This window comes from Pseudomonas batumici (assembly GCF_000820515.1).
GTDB classification, from domain to species: Bacteria; Pseudomonadota; Gammaproteobacteria; order Pseudomonadales; family Pseudomonadaceae; genus Aquipseudomonas; species Aquipseudomonas batumici.
In genome coordinates this window covers 89,213-106,176 of sequence record NZ_JXDG01000018.1, presented here as the reverse complement: position 1 = coordinate 106,176, position 16,964 = coordinate 89,213, and the positions used below count along the sequence as shown (strand labels likewise).

Genomic DNA, 16,964 nt, shown 5'->3' with positions numbered 1-16,964 from the left:
CCGTGACTGGCTTGTTTATCACCCTGGAAGGCCCGGAAGGCGCCGGCAAAAGCACCAACCGCGACTACCTGGCCGAGTGCCTGCGGGCTCGCGGCATCGATGTGCTGCTGACCCGCGAGCCCGGCGGCACGCCGCTGGCCGAGCGGATCCGCGAACTGCTGCTGGCGACCAGCGATGAAACCATGTGTGCCGACACCGAGCTGCTGCTGGTCTTTGCCGCACGGGCCCAGCATCTGGCCACGGTGATCCGCCCGGCCCTGGCCCGTGGCGCCGTGGTGCTGTGCGACCGTTTTACCGATGCCACCTATGCCTACCAGGGCGGCGGTCGCGGCCTGTCCGGGGAGCGTATCGCCACCCTGGAAAACTTTGTCCAGGGCGAACTGCGTCCGGACCTGACCCTGGTCTTCGACCTGCCGGTGGAAGTCGGTCTGTCCCGGGCCAGCGCCCGTGGGCGGCTGGATCGTTTCGAGCAGGAAGGCCGGGTGTTCTTCGACGCCGTGCGCAGCACCTACCTCAAGCGCGCCGAAGCCGATCCGTCGCGCTATCGCCTGGTGGATGCGGCCCAGCCGTTGGCCCAGGTGCAACAGTCCCTCGACCGCCTGCTGCCGGAAATCCTGGAGCGGCACCGTGGCTGAAGCCTATCCCTGGCAGGACGGCCTCTGGCAGCAACTGGCCGGGCGCACCCAGCATGCCCACGCCTACCTGCTCCATGGGCCGGCGGGCATCGGCAAGCGCGCCCTGGCCGAACGGCTGATGGCCCTGCTGCTGTGCAAGAGCCCGGAACACCTCGAGGCCTGTGGGCACTGCAAGTCCTGTCTGTTGCTGGCCGCGGGCAGCCATCCGGACAACTACATCCTGGAGCCGGAAGAGGCCGACAAGGCGATCAAGGTCGACCAGGTGCGCGATCTGGTCGGCTTCGTGGTCCAGACCGCGCAACTGGGCGGGCGCAAGGTGGTGCTCATCGAGCCGGTGGAGTCGATGAACATCAACGCCGCCAACGCCTTGCTCAAGAGCCTCGAGGAGCCTTCCGGCGATACCGTCCTGTTGCTGGTCAGCCATCAGTCCAGCCGTTTGCTACCGACCATCCGCAGCCGTTGCGTGCAACAGGCCTGTCCGCTGCCGAGCGAGGCCATGAGCCTGCAATGGCTGGCCGGTGCCTTGCCGGACAGCAGCGAAGAAGAACGTGTCGAATTGCTGACCCTGGCGGCGGGCTCGCCCCTGGCCGCGGTCAGTCTCAAGGAACAGGGTGTTCTCGAACAGCGGGCGCAGGTGGTCGATGGGGTGAAGAAATTGCTCAAGCAGCAGCAATCGGCCACCCAACTGGCAGAGGGCTGGAATGCCATCCCGTTGCTGTTGCTGTTCGACTGGTTCTGCGATTGGTCGAATTTGATCCTGCGCTATCAACTGACCGAGGACGAGGCCGGCCTGGGTCTGGGCGACATGCGCAAAGTGGTGCAATACCTGGCGCAGAAAACCGCCCGGGACAAGGTCCTGTCGATCCAGGACTGGATTCTCGCCCAGCGCCAGAAGGTGCTGGGCAAGGCCAACCTCAACCGGGTGCTGTTGCTCGAGGCGCTGTTGGTGCAATGGGCAGCTTTACCTACCCAACACTGAGGCGATGGGCCTAGAATCGGCTATCTGCATGACCGGAGCGAGTATGAACGAACCCATTGGTCCCGGCCCGCGCAACGGCATCCTGTCCCTGACCATCAAGGACAAGTCCGTGCTGTATGCGGCCTATATGCCCTTTATCAAGAATGGTGGCCTGTTCATCCCCACCTCCAAAAGCTACAAGCTGGGCGACGAGGTGTTCATGTTGCTCAACCTGATGGACGAGCCGGAAAAGATCCCGGTCGCCGGCAGGGTCGCCTGGATCACGCCGAAGGGGGCCCAGGGCAACCGCGCGGCGGGTGTCGGCGTGCAATTCAACGAAGGCGACAACACCGCCCGCAGCAAGATCGAAACCCACCTGGCCGGCGCCCTGAAGTCCGACCGTCCCACCCATACGATGTAGTTGTTGCCTTTTTATGCTTGTAGATTCCCATTGCCACCTCGACCGTCTTGATCTCGCCGAACATTCGGGTTCCCTGGATGCGGCACTCGACGCGGCGCGCCAGCGCGGTGTCGGGCACTTCCTGTGTATCGGGGTGAGTGCCGACAATGCCGCCGAGGTGAAGGCCCTGGCCGAGCGTTATGCCGATGTCGATTGTTCGGTCGGCGTCCATCCGCTGGACATCAAGCCCGACGCCGCGCCGGCCCTCGACTGGTTGCTGCGCGAGCTCGAGCATCCAAAGGTCGTGGCCATCGGTGAAACCGGCCTGGACTACCACTACGAGCCTGAGGCGGCGGAACTGCAGCAGGCGTCCTTCCGCCTGCACCTGCAAGCGGCCGGGCAGACCGGCAAGCCGGTGATCGTCCACACCCGGGGGGCGCGCGCCGATACCCTGGCGCTGCTGCGCGAGGCACAACTGCCCCAGGCCGGGGTGCTGCATTGTTTCACCGAGGACTGGGAGATGGCCAAGGCCGCGCTGGACCTGGGTTTCTATATTTCCCTGTCGGGCATCGTGACCTTCCGCAATGCCGACGCCTTGCGCGATGTGGCCCGGCAAGTGCCGGCCGATCGCCTGCTGGTGGAAACCGACTCGCCGTACCTGGCGCCGATTCCCCATCGCGGCAAGCCGAACCTGCCGCAGTACGTACGCGATGTCGCCGATTACCTGGCGATGTTGCGCGGGGTGCCGTACGAGCAGTTCGCCGAACAGACCACCGAGAACTTCAAGCGCCTGTTTCCGCTGGCCCACGTACGCGGCGCCTGAGCTGACGGGGCAAATAGCGGTCAAAAAAAACCCGGGTTCTGGGGGGGGAATCCGGGTTAAGACCATTAGGAGTAAAACAAAGGCACACGGTCCTTCGGTACCTTTATCGGCGCGCCACTTGGGGGAGATGTCACGCCGACAGTTCAAGTATTGGTCAGGATTGCCCGACGTCCAGTCACCACTGCTCATTTTTTAAACAGATTTGGAATACAAGCGCTTCTGTTGAGTTCTCATCGCGCCCGGGTGCTTTTCGCGGCCGTCTACTGCGACGATCCGTGACTTGAACGAAGTCTTTCTGACCGGCGCGGGCTGATTCGTCGTCAGTGAAAACGAAAGGCCTCGGATGATTCGTGCAATTTGGCGCGAGTCAGGCATAATGCATGGCTTCGATTTTGCCCCTACAGACCTTTTCTTATGCACAAAGAACCCCGTAAGGTCCGTGAGTTTCGTCGCCGCGAGCAAGAAATTCTCGATACCGCGCTAAAGCTGTTCCTCGAACAGGGTGAAGACAGTGTCACCGTCGAGATGATCGCGGATGCCGTCGGTATCGGCAAAGGCACCATCTACAAGCATTTCAAATCCAAGGCGGAGATCTACCTGCGCCTGATGCTCGACTACGAGCGTGACTTGAACGAGCTGCTGCACTCGGCCGATGTCGACAAGGACAAGGAAGCCCTGTCCCGCGCCTACTTCGAATTCCGCATGCGCGACCCCCAGCGCTACCGCCTGTTCGATCGCCTGGAAGAGAAGGTGGTCAAGGGCCACCAGGTGCCGGAGATGGTCGAGGAACTGCACAAGATCCGCGCCTCCAACTTCGAACGCCTGACCCTGCTGATCAAGGGACGCATCAGCGAAGGCAAGCTCGAGGACGTGCCGCCGTACTTCCACTACTGTGCCGCCTGGGCCTTGGTGCATGGCGCCGTCGCGCTGTACCACTCGCCGTTCTGGAGCAATGTGCTGGAGGACCAGGAAGGATTCTTCCAGTTCCTGATGGACATCGGCGTGCGCATGGGCAACAAGCGCAAGCGCGACCCCGAGACGCCCGCCAGTTAAGACATTCGGCATCCTGATTGCGCCATACCCGCTATATGGCGCAGGGCCCCCGGGCCTATACTCAGGAATAGGGCTTGTCAAAACTTGATTTATGGGTCAAGTTTTGCCTGTTCCACAGTCCATCGCCGGAGTGTTCCATGATCGTTGATCGTCAAGGCAGGCGTTTTCGCAACCTGCGCATCAGCCTGACATCTGCTTGCAACTATGCCTGTACCTACTGCGTGCCCAATGGCAAGCGGCTGGTGGCTGCCCAGGACGAGCTGTCGGCGCAAGCCATGGCGCGCGGCGTGGCCTACCTGATCGAGGCGGCGGGGATCGAGCGCCTGCGCATTACCGGTGGCGAGCCGCTGGTCAGTCCCAAGCTGGAAGCCTTCATGGGCGCGGTCGGCAAGATGGGCCTGGAAGACATCAGCCTGACCACCAATGGCCAGCTGCTGGCGCGCAAGTTGCCCTTGCTGGTGGACGCCGGGATTCGGCGGATCAACGTTTCCCTCGATACCCTGGATGCCGGTGCGTTTCGCACTATCGCCCGCGGTGGCGACCTGGCCAGCGTGCTCGACGGCATGCAGCAGGCGCGGGCGGCGGGGCTGAAAATCAAGGTCAATATGGTGCCGTTGCGCGGACAGAACCTCGACCAGGTGATGCCGCTGCTGGATTACTGCCTTGAGCACGGCTACGAACTGCGCTTCATCGAGCTGATGCGCATGGGCCACCTGGCCAGCGACGCCAATGCCTTTCTCCAGCAGTTCGTCAGCCTCCGGCAGTTGCTGGACCTGATCGGCGAGCGCTACGAATACCAGCAGGCCGATGCGCCGGTGGATGCCACCGCCGTGCGTTATGCGATTCCGGGGCGGGGTCACTTTGGGGTGATCGCCAATGAAAGCGTGCCGTTCTGCCGGACCTGCTCGCGCTTGCGGCTGTCGTCCACCGGCTGGCTGCATGGCTGCCTGTCGTCGAGCAACCGGCATTATGTCGGCGACCTGCTGGAAAAACCCCGTCATGAAGCGCTGCCGGCCTTGCAGCGGCTGCTGGTCAAGGCCCTGGGCGACAAGCAGGAAGTGGCCTTCTCGGGCGGCGCGACGGTGATGAAAATCATCGGCGGCTGATCTGGCGCGGAAGCTGCATCTACGCGACTATTCGCCGGTTTTCCGTCACCGGCCTCTGGAGGATAGGATGCGTAGCCTGGTTGTGCTGCTGGCGTTTTTAGCGCTGGGCGGCTGCATGAAAGTCAGTGATATGGGAGAAGCTGCCCGCTATCAGATGAGTGATGTGGGGCTGCTCGACCATAGCGATACGCGCCGGATCCACTCGTTCCGCCTCCAGCCGGACTCCTTTATCTACATTGCCCAAGGCTCCTTCACGCCGCCCGGCAGCGCCTACCCGCGTCCCAACGTGGTGGCCGAGGAAGCCTTCAACGGCTTCATCGAATATTTCCCCATGGTGCGCCGCGCCCGCGCGCCCCTCGGTCTCGACCAGGCCATGGCCGAAGCCCGTTCCGCCGGCGCGCACTACCTGCTGTACACCCGCTTCGCCAAGGCCGACCAACGCATCAACAATTATGACGCGTGGGCCGACCAGCAGGCCGTCGACCGCCTGGGGGTGGACACCGGGGTGATCCAGATCATGCTGATCGAAACCGGTAGCCAGTACCTGATCGACTCCGCGCGGATCAAGAGCCGTGGCGGCTTGCTGACGCTCCACAACAACAAGCCCGAAGACCAGATTGCCGCCCCCTTGGCCGAATATGCGCGTAGTCTGTTAGGCATAGGCGAGAAGTGGATGTCGGATTGAGCATGAGTGAGTCGGGCAAGGCCAGCGACCTGTTGGCGCAAATTCCCAAGACGGAGAAGGGGCTACCGCCGGTTCACCTGTGGAACCCGCCTTTCTGCGGCGATATCGACATGCGCATCGCCCGTGACGGCACCTGGTATTACCTGGGTACGCCGATCGGTCGCAAGCCGATGGTCAAGTTGTTCTCCACCATTATCCGGCGCGACGGCGATGATTATTTCCTGATCACGCCGGTGGAAAAGGTCGGGATCAAGGTCGACGACGCGCCCTTTGTCGCGGTGACCCTGGAGGTCGAAGGGCAGGGCGAGGCGCAGCAGTTGCGCTTTACCACCTACGTCGACGAACAGGTGACGGCCGGTGCCGAGCATCCGATCCGGGTGGTGATCGATCCGATCAGCCAGGAACCGGCGCCCTATGTGCACGTGCGCAGCAATCTTGAAGCACTGATTCACCGCAATGTGTTCTACCAGCTGGTGGAGCTGGCCGTGACCCGGCAGATCGACGGCCAATCCTGGCTGGGCGTGTGGAGCGGCGGCGAGTTTTTCCCGATCGGCCTCGAGCCCTGAGTTGTTTCCGCCTGCCGGCGGATCGCCAGCAAGCCGGCTCCTACAGGTTCGGGCCACCACTGAAATATCGCCATGCCCGGATCCCTTGTAGGAGCCAGCTTGCTGGCGATGGCGTCCTGAAGAACACCACCATTCATCCCTCCGAAAAATAAATCCCTTGCACCCCCGAGCCTGTTTCGGTTATCAATTTGTACATGATTAGACATGTTCGATTTGACAAGAAAAAACGGGTGGTCGATGAGCTGATCCGGCGCATCGAAAGCGGTCTTCTCGAAGACGGCTTGCTATTGCCGGGTGAGCATCAGTTGGCCGAAGAATTCTCGGTGAGCCGTGGCACGCTGCGCGAGGCCCTGGCCGAGCTCAAGCGGCGCAACTACATCGCGACCCAGAGCGGCGTGGGTTCCATCGTCACCTACGATGGCATCCCCCTCGACCAGCGTGCCGGTTGGGCCCAGGCCCTGGCGGACAGCGGGGCACTGATCAACACCGAGGTGTTGCGCCTGGAAGCGGTGGTGCGGCCGGACCTGTTCAGTCGCTACGGCACCGAGCAGTTCATCGCCCTCGATCGGCGCCGGCGCAATACCGAAGGCACCGTCGTCTCCCTCGAACACTCCCTGATGCCGGCCAGCGGCGGCCTGGAAGGCCTGCCCGATGTCGGCCTGATCGACAACTCCCTGACCATTACCCTGGCGGCCTATGGCTTCGTCGGCGATCGCGGCGATCAATGGATCGGCGCCGAACCCTTGTCCGCGGAAGATGCCGAACTGCTCGGTCGCCCGCAGGGCACGGTCTTTCTCAAGGCCCTGCGCACCACCTACGACAAGCAGGGACGTTTCATGGAGCAGGTCGAAAGCCTGCTCGATCCTCTGCATTTCCGCCTGCACCTGGTGTTTGGAAATCCGACATGACCCCGACTCATCGCGCCCTTGGTGCCTTCTACGGTCTCGCCCTGGGCGACGCCCTGGGCATGCCGACCCAATCCCTGAGCCGCGCCGAGATCCAGTCCCGTTTCGGCAGCATCACCACGCTGGTCGACGCCGGCCCCGACCAGCCGATCGCGCCGAACATGCCCGCCGGTTCCATCACCGACGATACCGAACAGGCGATCCTGGTCGCGCAGTTGCTGATCGACGGCAATGGCCGCATCGAACCGGCCCTGCTGGCCGAGCGGCTGATTGCCTGGGAGGCGGTGATGCAGGCCAAGGGCTCGCAGGACCTGCTCGGCCCGTCCACCAAGCGCGCCATTGAAATGATCCTGGCCGGTCGCAGTCCCGAGGAAGCCGGGCGCTACGGCACCACCAACGGCGCGGCCATGCGCATCACGCCGGTGGGCATCGCCGCCGATATTGCCCAGCCACGACGCTTTCTCGAAGCGGTGATCCAGGCCTGCCAGGTCACCCACAACACCAGCCTGGGGATCTCCAGCGCCGCCGCCGTCGCCGCGGTGATTTCCTGCGGGATCAACCGCCAGAGCCTGGCGCAGGCGCTGGAGATCGGCACCGAGATGGCCTTTACCGCCGAGCAGCATGGCCACTGGGTCGCCGGCGGGCGCCTGGGGCCGCGCATTCGCTGGGCCCGCGAGCTCAGCCGCGATTGCCCGGACGGCGAATTGGCGGACTTGCTGTATGACGTGATCGGCACCTCGGTGGCGTCCCAGGAGTCGGTGGTGGTGGCTTTCGCCTTGGCCCAACGGGTCGCGCTCGGCAAGCTCGGCGCCTTTGACGCGCTCTGCCTGGCCGCCAGCATCGGCGGCGACACCGACACCATCGCCGGCATCCTTGGCGCCATGCTCGGCGCCTGCGACGGGCTGGACTGCTGGCCCGCCGAACTGATCGCCCAGGTCATCGAAGTCAATGCGCTGGAACTGGTGCCACTGGTCCAGGGGCTGATCGCCCTGCGCAACGCCTGACACACAACAACACGCAATGGACTGCAGACGAAGGGGGCCCGGAAGTGGCCCAGGGTTTTCCACACCTTCCGCACTGCCCAACAACCACAACAATTGGCATCAGGAGCTGAACACCATGACCTCATCAAACGCCGGGCAAAGTGCCGGCCAACTGGAAACCCGCGGCATAGAACCGGTCCCGGAAGCCGAGTGCAACGGCCATCCGCTGCAACTGTTCTGGGTCTGGTTCGCGGCCAACATCAGCATTCTCGGCCTGCCGCTGGGGGCGACCCTGGTGGCCTTTCGCGGGCTGGCGATCTGGCAGGCGATCATCGTCGCCATTCTCGGCGCGGCGGGTTCCTTTGCCGTGGTGGGGATCATCTCCATTGCCGGGCGTCGCGGACACGCCCCCAGCCTGACCTTGTCGCGGGCGATCTTCGGCGTGCGCGGCAACATCGGTCCGACCATCGTTTCGCTGATGTCGCGCCTGGGTTGGGAAACGGTCAACACCACCACGGCGGCGTTCGTGCTGCTGTCCCTGTGTTCGATCCTGTTCCACTCGCCGGTCGAGGCCAAGAGTGCCCCGGTGCTGACGCTGCTGTTCATTGCCATCTTCGTGCTGCTGACCCTGTCGGTCTCGGGCCTGGGCCATGCCACCTTGCTGGTGATCCAGAAGTGGGCAACCTATGTCTTCGGTGGCCTGAACCTCCTGGTGGGCGGTTTCCTCTGCGCCACCATCGACTGGAGCGCGGTGTTCAACGCCACCCCGGCCCCGATGAGCGCGATGCTCATCGGCATCGGCACCATGGCGGCGGGCACCGGGATCGGTTGGGCCAACGCCGGCGCCGACATGTCGCGCTACCAGCACAAGAGCGTCAAGGCGGTCCGGCTGGTGGCCTCGGCGGCTTTCGGCGCGGGTATCCCGCTGGTACTGCTGATCACCCTCGGCGGCCTGCTGTCGGTGGGCAACCATGATCTGGCCCAGGCGACCGACCCGATCATCGCGATCCGCGACATGCTGCCGACCTGGATGGCCGTGCCTTACCTGATCACCGCGTTCGGCGGGCTGCTGCTGTCGAACAACCTGTCGGTGTACTCGGCGGGCCTGACCACCCTGACCCTGGGCCTGAAGGTCAAGCGCGTGTACGCGGTGGTGGTCGATATCGTGGCGATCTTCTGCGGTTCCATCTACTTCATGCTGATCGCCGACAGCTTCTACGGTCCGTTCATCACCTTCATCTCGCTGCTGGCCGTGCCGATCACCGCCTGGGTCGGGATCTTCGTGGTCGACCTGGTGCATCGCCAGTACTACAGCGCCAAGGACCTGCTGGACGTCAGCCCGACCAGTGCCTACTGGTATCGCGGCGGCATCGAGTGGCGCGCCTTCGGTGCCTGGGCCGTGGCCATTGTCCTGGGCTTCAGCTTCACCACCATCGGTACCACCGCCGAGAACATCTGGTTCCGCGGTTTCCTGTCCGACTCCTGGCTGGGTCATAACGGCCTGGGCTGGATCGTCACCTTCCTGGTTGCGGGCGGTATTTACGCCTTGCTCGGTGGTGCGGCGGATCGCCGTGCGGCCTTTGTGGATGTAGAAAATGCCTAGATTGCTGCATACCGGCCAGGTCATGGTTGACCTGGTCATGTCCCTCGACCAACTGCCGGCGACCGGTGGCGACGTGCTGGCGAACGCCGCCAGCTTTGAGGTCGGCGCCGGCTTCAATGTCATGGCCGCGGCCCGGCGCAACGGTTTGCCGGTGGTCTACCTCGGGCGCCACGGTAACGGTCGCTTCGGCGACCTGGCCCGCCAGACGATGGCCGCGGAGGGGGTCGAGATCGCCCTCGACCGCGATGGCGAGAAGGACACCGGGCTCTGCGTGTCCCTGACCGAAGCCAGCGCCGAGCGCACCTTCATTTCCTATATCGGCGCGGAAGGCGGCGTCTCGGCGCAGGAACTGGCGCGGGTGGCGGTGCGGCTCGACGACTACGTCTATGTCAGCGGCTACAGCCTGCAATACCCGGACAAGGCGCCGGCGCTGCTGGAGTGGCTGCTGGCCTTGCCGAAGGCGGTGACCGTGGTGTTCGATCCGGGACCGCTGGTGAACTCGCCGGACGCCGCACCCATGGCGGCCTTGCTGCCACGCATCGATATCTGGACCAGCAACAGTGTCGAATCCCTGCGCTTTACCGGTGCGATGGATATTGCCGGCTCCCTCGATCGTCTGGCCGGGCAGTTGGCCGACGGCGCGTTGCTGGTGGTGCGCGACGGGCCGAACGGTTGCTGGGTCAGCCGGGGCGGGGAGCACCAGCACATCCCCGGTTTCAAGGTGCGGGCGGTGGACAGCAACGGCGCGGGCGATGCCCATTCCGGCGTGTTCCTGGCCGGGCTGGCGGCGGGGCTCGATGCCGCTCGGGCAGCCCGTCGCGCCAACGCGGCGGCGGCCCTGGCGGTCTCGCGCTGGGGGCCTGCGACCTCGCCCGGGACGCAAGAAGTGGACGCTCTGCTGGCGGGAGGTTGATGTCCGGCAGACGAAACACTGGAAACCCATACGCCAGCTGTTCTACCCTAGTGCGTTGGCTACCTTTGCGACGCCTGGACCCCGGCCTGTGTGCACCGGGTCACCGGGTGCAGGTAAGGGTAGCGTGTCCTTTCGACTTCTGTGACGACGCCTGTGAAACTCATCATCATTGCTGTTTACGTCTTGTCCATCGCGTACGTACACCTGCGCGGCAAGGTCCGGCACAAGCTGGGCCGGCAATTGAGCGACCACTCGACCTTCCTGGCCCCGGTCAACTGCTTCCTCTACCTGTTCTCCAAGGTGCCAAGCCGGCCTTACCTGGACCCGGCTGGTTTCCCCGAGCTCAAGCCGTTGCAGGACAACTGGGAGGAAATCCGCACCGAAGCCCTGGCCCTGTTGCACGCCGGTGAGATCAAGAAATCCGAGCAGCCCAACGACGTCGGCTTCAACTCCTTCTTCAAGACCGGCTGGAAGCGTTTCTACCTCAAGTGGTACGGCGACAACCATCCCTCCGCCATCGAGCTGTGCCCGCGCACCACGGAACTGCTCAACAGCATCGGCACCGTCAAGGCCGCCATGTTCGCCGAGCTGCCGCCGGGTTCGCGCCTGGTCCGCCACCGCGACCCCTATGCCGGCTCCCTGCGCTACCACCTGGGCCTGCAGACGCCGAACGATCCGGGCTGCTACATCAACGTCGACGGCGAGGAATACCACTGGCGCGATGGCGAGCCGGTGATGTTCGACGAGACCTTCATCCACTATGCGCAAAACAAGACCGACCAGAACCGCGTGATCCTGTTCTGCGATGTCGAGCGTCCGCTGAAGTATCGCTGGGCAACGGCGTTCAACCGCTGGTTCAGCCGCAATGTGATGTCCGCCGCCGCGTCGCCGAATGACGCGAACGACAAGACCGGTGGGATCAACAAGTTCTTCACCAAGATCTATGGCATTCGCCTGCGTGGCAAGGAACTGAAGAAGCGCAACCGCACGCGCTATTACCTGGAAAAGTGGGCGATCTTCGGTGGCTTGCTGGCGCTGTTCCTGCTGGTCTAGCGCTGCTTCGTCAATCGCTCTATTGAATCGGCCGGGCTCCTTGTGGGAGCCCGGCCGATTTGTTTCAGGGGGCGTTCAGATCGCTGTGCGGCTTAGAGGCCATCCTGCGGGTGCAGCGTGCGCTTGGCCAGGTCCTCGGCGCTCTTTTGCTGCCATTCCTTCCAGTATTCCGCGCGTTTCTCTTCGACGCTGCTCTTGTTGCTCTCGAACCAGGCCAGGGAGCGGGGCGAGTTGCCAACCAGTTCGGTGTCCTTGACCCAGCTGGCGAAGTCCTTGCCGGTGCTGGTGTATTCGGCCTTGGGGTCGGTGCTGACCGGCCACAGGGAGAAACGGGCTTTCCAGACGCCCATGCGTGGGGTGACCAAGCTGTAGTAGGTCTTGCCCGGGCTCAGGTCGGCTTCGAGGAAGTCAGCGGCTTCCGAGACCACCATGAAGGTGTGTTTACCCGGTGTGGTCGGATAGTTGACCTTGTTGCCGTTGGCCATGATGCCGATGAATTTGGTTTGCCCACCGGTCACGTCATACAGCGAAGCGTCAATCATCTTGCCGACGAACGAGGAACGCATAAAGACCACCTGGGCGCTCTCCGGCCCGGCGGCAGGGATGGTTTGCGTGGGGGATACTTGCATGGGATTGCCGGCGCAACCGCCCAGCAACGCGGCCGCGGCCAATACCCACAGATACATGAAACGCATCGATCTCTCCTTGGTTTGAATTTAAGTTTCCCTACTCGGGGCACAGCGGCGAAAACCTGTCCGCCGCTGCGGACATCTTTCAGGCTCGCCTTTAAACCATGAAGGCATTTTGCTATCAAGTATTTATTCAGCCCGCCGTGATCGGCTAGCGCTCCAATACCCCGCAAAACGCCGCACTCAGCACCCGCAACGTCTCCTGCGAACGGGCATCCGTGGGCCGGGCATGCAGGATGATTTCGGTGACCGGCAGCGCCGGGAGAGCCTGAACGCCCCGGGTATTCATCTGCTCGGACTGGGTGTCGGTGCGGGACTGATCCTCGGCTTGATGCTGCTGATCTGCCTGTTGACGGTGAATTTTCGTTGAAGTGATTCAAGCCGTCGCACAATCCGCATAGCATGGGCGACTTCATCGACTCTGGAAGCGCCCATGTCCCTCGAAATACGCGAAGCCCGGCCCAGCGATGCGCCACAGATCCTGGCCTTTATCACCGAGCTTGCCGAGTACGAGCGCGCCCGCCACGAGGTGATCGCCAGCGTGGTGGACATCGAACGCAGCCTGTTCGGCGAGGGGGCCACGGCCCACGGCCTGATCTGCCTGCGTGACGGGGAGCCCGTCGGTTTCGCGGTGTTTTTCTTCAGTTACTCCACTTGGCTGGGGCGTAACGGCCTGTACCTAGAGGACCTCTACGTTTCACCGCAACAACGTGGTGCCGGTGCGGGCAAGAAGCTGTTGCGACATCTGGCGCAGATCGCCTGCGCCAATGATTGTGGGCGCCTGGAGTGGAGCGTGCTGGACTGGAACGAGCCGGCGATTCGCTTCTACGAATCCATCGGCGCCCAGCCGCAAAGCGAGTGGGTGCGTTATCGGATGGATGGCGAAGTGTTGAAGAACTTCGCCTATTCGCAGGACTGACAAGGATCTTGAAAACCACGCGAAACCTGTAGGAGCTGGCTTGCCAGCGATAGCGGTGGTGAATGTTACATCGCAATCGCCAGCAAGCCGGCTCCTACAGGTGACCGTGTCCTGCCTGAACGGGTCGATTGCCCGCAGACGATGCTTCGGGCAATCACCCGCGGCGGTTTACTTGAACCACTGCCACAACAACAGCGTGCCGATCAGCCCGACCACCGAAACGATGGTCTGCAACACCGACCAGACCCAGATGGTCTGCTTGAGCTGCAGGCCGAAGTATTCGCGCACCATCCAGAAGCCGGCGTCGTTGACGTGGCAGAAGAACACCGAGCCGGCACCGATGGCCAGGGCCACCAGCGAGCTCTGGGTGCTTGCCAGTCCCGCCATCATCGGCGCGAGGATCCCCGCCGTGGTGGTGGTGGCGACGGTGGCCGAACCGGTGGCCTGGCGCAGCGCCACGGCGATCAGCCAGGCCAGCAGGATGTAGGACATATTCGCGCCGGTGGCGACCTTGCTGATGGTGTCGCTGATACCGGCTTCCAGCAGGGTCTGTTTCAGCCCGCCGCCGGCGCCGATGGTCAGCAGCAGCACGGCAATCGGCCCCAGGCTCTTGCGCAGCACGCTGCCCACCTGGTCACGGGCCATGCCGATCGACCAGCCCAGGCAGATCACCGCCGCGATCACCGCGATGCCCAGGGCCACCAGCGGTTCGCCGAGGAATTTCAGGATCATGGCGAGGGTACTTTGCGGCGCCATGGCGACCTTGGCCAACGTACTGCCGAGCATCAACAGCACCGGTAGCAGGATGATCAACAGCGAGATGGCGAAACTCGGTTGGCGCCGGGTCTGGACCTTGGCGGTGAACAGGGCGCCGATTTCGGCCGGCTCCTGCACGTCCAGGCGCTTGGACAGCCAGATGCCGTAGAGGGGGCCGGCGAGGATCACAGCCGGCACCGCGATGCAGAAGCCCAGCAACATGGTCATGCCCAGGTCGGCGTGCAAGGCGCTGACGGCGATCAACGGGCCCGGATGGGGTGGCATCAGCGCGTGCAGCGTGGTCATGCCTGCCAGGGCCGGGATCGCCACCTTGAGCAGCGGTTGGCCGGACTGGCGGGCGATGACGAAGATCACCGGCACCATCAGCACGAGGCCGACTTCGAAGAACAGCGGCAGGCCGATGATCATCGCCACCATGGCGATGACCCAGGGCAGGGCCTTGCCCCGCGCATGGCGCAGGAGGGTCGAGGCGATGCGGTCGGCGGCCCCGGATTCGGCCATCAGCGCGCCGAGCATGGCGCCCAGGGAAATGATGATCCCGGCCTCGCCGAGCAGGCTGCCGGCACCCTTGCTGAACGCCTTGGCCACTTCTTCCGGGGGCAGCGCGGCGCCGATCCCGGCGACGAAGGTACCGACCAGGATGGACAGGAAGGGCGGCAGTTTGATCAGGCTGATCAGCACGATGATGGTGGTGATTGCCAGCAGGCAGCAGACGATCAGGCGGGTGTCGTGGGCAAGCCACGCGGCGTGTGAAAGATCCAACGGAAACCCCTTCTTGTAATATTTTGTCACGAGCTTCGAAGGAATATACCTGATGGATTCATATAGATGACTACATGAGGAAGGTTTTTTTTACGAACGGCAGTATGAAAGCCCGGGCCGATTGATGCTGTCCGGCGGCAATGCCCGGGCGGGCTCAGTTCATCAGCATCGGCGGTAAGGTGCCCAGCAGCGATACCGCGAGAACCGCCCCCAGCCCGAGCAGCCATTCGACCGTCACACTGGTGCGCAAGACGCTGAAACGTCCGCGACGGCTCATCAGCAGATTGAACAGCGCCAGCCCCAGCATCAGCGCGACCATCAGCACCTTGATCAGCAGGATCAGCGCGAAGCCGCTGAACAGCGGTGTCGGCCAGGGGGCGCCGGTGAGTACGCGGACATTGATCAGGCCGGTCAGGATGATGATCGCCACCAATCCATAACCCAGGTTGCTGAAGCGCCGCAGGAGGCGGTCGAGGTCATGCCCGGCCGGTCGGGCCAATACCCGCAGGAGCAGCAGTAGGCCCCCGACCCAGGCGCCGACGCCGCTCAGGTGGACGAACTGGTTGAGCATCAGCAGGCGACCGTCGAGGCCATCGAGCATGGCGCCGTGGCCGACCGGGGCGAGGGTCGCCAGCAGCAGGAAACCGAGCAGCAGGTTGACGGCCGGGCGGGCGTTGGCCAGCAGGCTGAACAACAGCAGCAGGCACAACCCCAGGTGCCAGCTCCAGACCTGGCCGAAAAAGGTCTTGCCCAGGACCAACTGGAGGGTGGCGGGGTTCAGCGCGTCCGACCAGTCGCCGGTCATGGTGGCGGTGGTCAGCGACAGCCAGGCCCCGGCACTGAGCAGTGCCAGCAGCGCCAGCCAGCGCTTGAGCCTGAGCAGGCCCGGGTCGAGTGCTGCGTTGGGCGCGCTGCCGATCAGCCATGGCCTGAACAGGCAGGTCCCGAACAATGACAACACCACGGCGAAATGCAGGAAACGGCACAGGACCATGGCGCTTTGCATAGAGTCAGTTGCCCACCTTGAAGCGGTAGTGGCCTTCGCTCTTGTGGGTATCGACCGACACGGCGTGCCATTCGACCTTGTACTCGCCGGCGGGGAGCGGCGCATTCGGGGTGACGATCAGGATTTTCTTGTCGGCCGGATCGGTGGCGATGCTTTTCAGCGTGACCTTGCTAGCGGCGCTGCTGACGTCGACCTTGGTCAGCGCGGCCTCGACTCCTTCGCTGAACACCAGGCGCAATTCACCCGGGGCACTGACGGTGGAGTCCTTGGCCGGGGTTTCGCTTTTCAGGTGGGCATGGGCGAACGCGGCATTCGCGCCGGCCAAGCCTGCCAACAGGAGCAGGGCGCCGAGGGTTCTCTTGAACAGGGCTGCAGGCATCGATCAGTTCCTCGTGGGATGCAATGAGCTGACTATACTAGCTCGCTCTGCAGCCGAACGTCGCATGTAAGCCTTTGTTCGCTTGAGCGATACTTGCAATTCGGGCCGAGCGACTACCCGGTATGTTGAGCCACGACACGGACTGCCTTTCGGAACACACCCTTATGCCGACGCGTTTGAGCTTTGTTTGCCATGCCCGCACCGAGGCCCAGCGCCTGGGACGTTTCCCGCTGGACGAACCGGTGGAGCCCAAGGGGTTGCTCAAGGCCGCCGAACTGGCGCTGCGCCTGAAGAAACCGGTGCGCATCCTCAGTGCCCCGGAAACCCGTGCCTGGCAGACCGCCGAGGCCCTGGGCGGCGAGATCGAAATCGTCCCTGAGTTGGGTGACCTCGATTTTGGCGAATGGCAGGGTGTCGCTTTGGCGGACTTGCAGGAGAGCGAGCCGGAACTGCTGGCAGCCTGGATCCTGGACCCGACACAGGCGCCGCCGGCGGGTGAGTCGGTGGCGGCGTTGTGTGCCCGGGTCGGGGCCTGGCTCGAGGGTTTTTACGAGGTGGGGCATTTTGTGGTGGTGACCCATCCCTTCGTGATCCGCGCGGCGATTCTCCATGCCCTGGAGGCCGGCACTGCCTCCTTCAACGCGATCGATATCGAGCCCTTGTCCGTGGTCGACCTGCGTCTTAACGGGCGCTGGAGGTTGCGCTTCTGAGGGAAAATGGACAGGGTGGCATCACACGGAAGGAGAAAC

Annotated in this window: 20 protein-coding genes and 1 pseudogene; 16 read left to right on the top strand and 5 right to left on the bottom strand. The window is 63.6% G+C overall.

Annotation, left to right across the window (positions count from 1 at the left end; translation table 11 throughout):
* Positions 1 to 2: 2 nt before the first annotated feature.
* The 13 genes from tmk to lpxO all read left to right on the top strand — a co-directional run bounded on the left by tmk (position 3) and on the right by lpxO (position 11,683).
* A complete protein-coding gene (gene tmk / locus UCMB321_RS08555) occupies positions 3 to 635 on the top strand; it encodes a dTMP kinase (protein WP_040065387.1) in 633 nt (210 codons plus the stop codon).
* On the top strand, positions 628 to 1,614 hold the full coding sequence (locus UCMB321_RS08550; protein ID WP_040065385.1) for a DNA polymerase III subunit delta': 987 nt from the start codon (positions 628 to 630) through the stop codon (positions 1,612 to 1,614). Before tmk ends, UCMB321_RS08550 begins: the two co-directional genes overlap by 8 nt.
* 43 nt (positions 1,615 to 1,657) lie before the next feature.
* The gene (locus UCMB321_RS08545; RefSeq protein ID WP_040065383.1) at positions 1,658 to 2,014 is read left to right on the top strand and encodes a PilZ domain-containing protein; all 357 of its coding nucleotides are present in this window, start codon (positions 1,658 to 1,660) and stop codon (positions 2,012 to 2,014) included.
* A 13-nt stretch (positions 2,015 to 2,027) separates the two neighbouring features.
* Entirely contained in the window at positions 2,028 to 2,816 is a 789-nt protein-coding gene (locus UCMB321_RS08540) for a TatD family hydrolase (protein ID WP_040065381.1), read from the top strand.
* Positions 2,817 to 3,230: 414 nt separating this feature from the next.
* Positions 3,231 to 3,869, top strand: coding sequence for a TetR/AcrR family transcriptional regulator (locus UCMB321_RS08535; protein WP_040065377.1), 639 nt, complete (start codon positions 3,231 to 3,233; stop codon positions 3,867 to 3,869).
* 137 nt (positions 3,870 to 4,006) lie between these two features.
* Positions 4,007 to 4,975 carry a GTP 3',8-cyclase MoaA gene (locus tag UCMB321_RS08530; protein WP_040065376.1) on the top strand — a complete coding sequence of 323 codons (969 nt, stop codon included), beginning with the start codon at positions 4,007 to 4,009 and terminating at the stop codon, positions 4,973 to 4,975.
* Positions 4,976 to 5,042: 67 nt separating this feature from the next.
* Positions 5,043 to 5,660 (top strand): DUF4823 domain-containing protein, encoded by a 618-nt coding sequence (locus UCMB321_RS08525; protein ID WP_040065374.1) that lies wholly within the window; start codon positions 5,043 to 5,045, stop codon positions 5,658 to 5,660.
* 2 nt (positions 5,661 to 5,662) lie between these two features.
* Complete coding sequence (locus tag UCMB321_RS08520) at positions 5,663 to 6,226, top strand: DUF1285 domain-containing protein (RefSeq protein WP_040065372.1); 564 nt, start codon at positions 5,663 to 5,665, stop codon at positions 6,224 to 6,226.
* A gap of 194 nt (positions 6,227 to 6,420) precedes the next feature.
* A complete protein-coding gene (locus tag UCMB321_RS08515; protein ID WP_040065370.1) occupies positions 6,421 to 7,134 on the top strand; it encodes a GntR family transcriptional regulator in 714 nt (237 codons plus the stop codon).
* Entirely contained in the window at positions 7,131 to 8,135 is a 1,005-nt protein-coding gene (locus UCMB321_RS08510; protein ID WP_040065368.1) for an ADP-ribosylglycohydrolase family protein, read from the top strand. The genes UCMB321_RS08515 and UCMB321_RS08510 overlap by 4 nt, the downstream gene beginning before the upstream one ends.
* Before the next feature lie 115 nt (positions 8,136 to 8,250).
* Positions 8,251 to 9,717: a purine-cytosine permease family protein gene (locus tag UCMB321_RS08505; RefSeq protein WP_040065366.1), complete on the top strand. Its 1,467-nt coding sequence runs from the start codon at positions 8,251 to 8,253 to the stop codon at positions 9,715 to 9,717.
* The gene (locus tag UCMB321_RS08500) at positions 9,710 to 10,630 is read left to right on the top strand and encodes a PfkB family carbohydrate kinase (RefSeq protein WP_040065364.1); all 921 of its coding nucleotides are present in this window, start codon (positions 9,710 to 9,712) and stop codon (positions 10,628 to 10,630) included. The genes UCMB321_RS08505 and UCMB321_RS08500 overlap by 8 nt, the downstream gene beginning before the upstream one ends.
* 153 nt (positions 10,631 to 10,783) lie before the next feature.
* Positions 10,784 to 11,683 carry a lipid A hydroxylase LpxO gene (gene lpxO / locus UCMB321_RS08495; RefSeq protein ID WP_040065361.1) on the top strand — a complete coding sequence of 300 codons (900 nt, stop codon included), beginning with the start codon at positions 10,784 to 10,786 and terminating at the stop codon, positions 11,681 to 11,683.
* Positions 11,684 to 11,775: 92 nt separating this feature from the next.
* Here lpxO and UCMB321_RS08490 read toward each other — a convergent pair whose 3' ends face one another.
* Together UCMB321_RS08490 and UCMB321_RS31650 are read right to left on the bottom strand one after the other, a co-directional pair.
* A complete protein-coding gene (locus tag UCMB321_RS08490) occupies positions 11,776 to 12,378 on the bottom strand; it encodes a hypothetical protein (RefSeq protein WP_040065359.1) in 603 nt (200 codons plus the stop codon).
* A 145-nt stretch (positions 12,379 to 12,523) separates the two neighbouring features.
* A pseudogene (locus UCMB321_RS31650) lies at positions 12,524 to 12,637 on the bottom strand (LysR family transcriptional regulator); the annotation flags it as partial.
* Here UCMB321_RS31650 and UCMB321_RS31050 point away from each other — a divergent pair.
* Both UCMB321_RS31050 and UCMB321_RS08485 read left to right on the top strand, forming a co-directional pair.
* The gene (locus UCMB321_RS31050; RefSeq protein WP_167337428.1) at positions 12,602 to 12,742 is read left to right on the top strand and encodes a hypothetical protein; all 141 of its coding nucleotides are present in this window, start codon (positions 12,602 to 12,604) and stop codon (positions 12,740 to 12,742) included. The pseudogene UCMB321_RS31650 and the gene UCMB321_RS31050 sit on opposite strands and share 36 nt — an antisense overlap.
* Before the next feature lie 63 nt (positions 12,743 to 12,805).
* A complete protein-coding gene (locus tag UCMB321_RS08485; protein ID WP_040065357.1) occupies positions 12,806 to 13,291 on the top strand; it encodes a GNAT family N-acetyltransferase in 486 nt (161 codons plus the stop codon).
* A 168-nt stretch (positions 13,292 to 13,459) separates the two neighbouring features.
* Here the strand turns inward: UCMB321_RS08485 and UCMB321_RS08480 are convergent, their stop codons facing one another.
* From UCMB321_RS08480 to copC, 3 genes are all read right to left on the bottom strand, one after another.
* Entirely contained in the window at positions 13,460 to 14,830 is a 1,371-nt protein-coding gene (locus UCMB321_RS08480; protein WP_040065355.1) for a GntT/GntP/DsdX family permease, read from the bottom strand.
* 154 nt (positions 14,831 to 14,984) lie between these two features.
* On the bottom strand, positions 14,985 to 15,836 hold the full coding sequence (copD, locus tag UCMB321_RS08475) for a copper homeostasis membrane protein CopD (protein WP_040065354.1): 852 nt from the start codon (positions 15,834 to 15,836) through the stop codon (positions 14,985 to 14,987).
* 4 nt (positions 15,837 to 15,840) lie between these two features.
* Positions 15,841 to 16,215, bottom strand: coding sequence for a copper homeostasis periplasmic binding protein CopC (copC, locus tag UCMB321_RS08470; protein WP_040065352.1), 375 nt, complete (start codon positions 16,213 to 16,215; stop codon positions 15,841 to 15,843).
* A gap of 164 nt (positions 16,216 to 16,379) precedes the next feature.
* Between copC and UCMB321_RS08465 the strand changes: the two genes are divergently transcribed.
* A complete protein-coding gene (locus tag UCMB321_RS08465; protein WP_040065350.1) occupies positions 16,380 to 16,925 on the top strand; it encodes a histidine phosphatase family protein in 546 nt (181 codons plus the stop codon).
* Positions 16,926 to 16,964: the final 39 nt, after the last annotated feature.